The 2,534-nt window shown below is 67.3% G+C and carries 2 protein-coding genes and 1 pseudogene; all 3 read right to left on the bottom strand.

What is annotated here, in order from left to right; genetic code table 11:
- Positions 1-565: pseudogene (locus R1101_RS27930) on the bottom strand (nitronate monooxygenase); the annotation flags it as partial.
- 107 nt (positions 566-672) lie between these two features.
- The gene (locus R1101_RS0120990; protein ID WP_016935235.1) at positions 673-1,893 is read right to left on the bottom strand and encodes a CaiB/BaiF CoA transferase family protein; all 1,221 of its coding nucleotides are present in this window, start codon (positions 1,891-1,893) and stop codon (positions 673-675) included.
- Positions 1,894-2,167: 274 nt separating this feature from the next.
- A partial coding sequence (locus tag R1101_RS27935) for a nitronate monooxygenase (RefSeq protein ID WP_037224391.1) occupies positions 2,168-2,534 on the bottom strand: 367 nt, incomplete at its 5' end.

Raw genomic sequence — 2,534 nt, forward strand, 5'->3', positions numbered from 1 at the left:
ATGATGTCCACGCCTGCGTCGGCGTGCTTGCGGGCCTGCTTCGGAGAACCGCACAGCGCCGCGACCTTACGACCGGCGTTGTGGATGTGCTCGATCATGTCGGCGGTGGGGTACCGAGCGCATTGGCGATGAGGGTGACCTTCGGATGCTGCAGCGCCACCTCCACCTGCGGGGTCGCGGTGGCTTCCGTCCAGCCGAGGAGCTGCAACGCGTTATCGTCGCCTTCGGGCAGCGGAACTCCGTGGTCGGTGAGGATCTTACGGCCGAATTCGAGGGTCTCCTGCGGCACCATCGACTGCAGCATCTTCGCGAGTTCCTCCGCGGAGAGGTTCGCGTCCATGCCCTCGTACTTGTTCGGAATGACGATGTCGACACCGTACGGGCGGTCGCCGATATGCTCGTCGATCCAGTTCAGCTCGATTTCGAGCTCATCCGGGGTGAACCCGACGGCGCCGAGGACGCCGAAGCCTCCAGCCTTGGCGACGGCGACGACGACGTCGCGGCAGTGGGTGAACGCGAAGATCGGGAACTCGATGCCGAGTTCGTCGCAGATAGGCGTGTGCATTCGGCACTCCTCATAGAAGTTCGAAAGACTGAAACGAGTTCTACCTTAGTGTCATGTACGCCTGCGGGGAAGCACGCAACAACGAACGAAGGCTCGCGTTGTGTGTCTCAGATGATGCCGCGCTCGCGCAGGTCCTTCTGCTCGACCTCGCTCAGTCCGAGCACCTGGCCGTAGACCGCGGCGTTGTCGTATCCCGCGACGGGCGGGCCGGCGCGGCGCACCGAACCGGGCGTCTCACCGAGCACCGGCACCACACCGGGGCCGAGCACATCGGTGTCGGTGCGCTCGTCGTGGTGCGGCACGATCATGTCGCGTGCCCGGAACTGCGGATCGGCGACCACCTCGGCCACGGTGTTCACCGGACCGGCCACCACACCGGCCTCCGACAGATGCGCGAGCAGATCCTCGAGCGTCGACGTCGCGGCCCAGTCACCGATGAGTGCGTCGAGTTCGTCCTGGTTCACGCCGCGCGCGAGGTGATCGGCGAAACGCGGATCGTCGGCGAGTTCGGGACGATCCATCGCCGTGCACAGACGACGGAAGACCGTGTCCTGGTTCGCGGCGATGATGATCCACATGTCGTCGGACGTGCGATACAGATTCGACGGCGCGATACCCTCGAGACGCGTACCCGACGGGCCGCGCACCACACCGGCCGCGTCGTAGTCCGGAATCACCGATTCCTGTACCGCGAGGCACGCCTCGGTGAGTGCGACGTCGACGACCTGGCCGCGACCGGTACGTTCGCGGCTCAGGAGAGCGGCCAGTACTCCCTGCACCGCGAACATGCCGCCGAGAGTGTCGCCGAGCGACAACGCGAGTCGCGGAGGCGCTTGTCCCGGATAACCGTTGAGATGCCGTAGTCCGCTCTCACCCTCGGCGACCGAGGCGTATCCCGCGCGGCCGGCCTTCGGGCCGGTCTGCCCGTAGCCGGAGACCCGGGCCAGGACGATGCCCGGATTGATCTCGGAGAGCACGTCGTAGCCGAGACCCCACTTCTCGAGCGTTCCGGGACGGAAATTCTCGACGATGACATCCGATTCGGCGACGAGGCGCCGGAAGAGTTCCTGTCCGTCGGGCGCCCGGAGATCGAGGGTGATGCACCGCTTGTTGCGGGCGTGCACCGTCCAGAAGAAGCGGTGACCGTCCCGCTCGCCCTGCCCCCAGGTGCGGAGCGGGTCGGGCCGCTTCGGGTCCTCGATCTTGATGACGTCGGCACCCATGTCGCCGAGCAGGCGTCCTGCGTACGGCCCGGCGATCAGGGTGCCCAGTTCGAGCACCCTGATGTCCGCGAGTGCTCCGGTTGCCTGCGACTCGGACTGTGTCACTGCGTCTTCCGTCCTCTGCTCGGTAACCGAGGTGAACGGCCTCCTCCTCGGTGAACGCTTAGAGTCCGCTGCGGTCCGGTTCACGACCGATACCGCTCGCGTCACGTCCACCCCAGGGTAGTGCCGGATCGGGCACACCTCGGCCGTCGACCCCCACCCGCGATCGCCGCTGCCCCCTGTCCGGCGACGCCCCGGCCGACGCCGATCCCGGAACGGGACGATGCCCGGGGCGGATCACTCCACCCCGGGCACCTGCCACCCCACCACGGTGGTCCTATCGCGCCTCGTTCAGCCGATCGACGGCCTCGTCGTAGCCCCGCACGAGGTCGGCCATGATCTCCGCGACGGGACGGATCTCGTTCATCCGTCCCACCACCTGCCCGACCGGCATGGCGACGGCCTCGGGATCATCGGCCGCCGACATACGCTGATGCGCCTCGCTCACGAGGATGTTCTGCAGAGGCATCGGCAACGGCTCGGGCGCATCGGGTTTCGACCACGCCTCCGTCCACTTGGTCTTGAGCAGCCGCGCCGGCTTGCCCGAGTAGATCCGCGACCGCACCGTGTCGGACGAGCTCGCGCCGAGCAACGCGCGCTGGATCGACGACGGGCCGTGCGCGGCCGCCCCGAGCTTGTACTCC

Origin of the sequence: Rhodococcus sp. R1101 (assembly GCF_000278445.1) — a bacterium.
Lineage (GTDB): Bacteria > Actinomycetota > Actinomycetes > Mycobacteriales > Mycobacteriaceae > Rhodococcus > Rhodococcus gordoniae.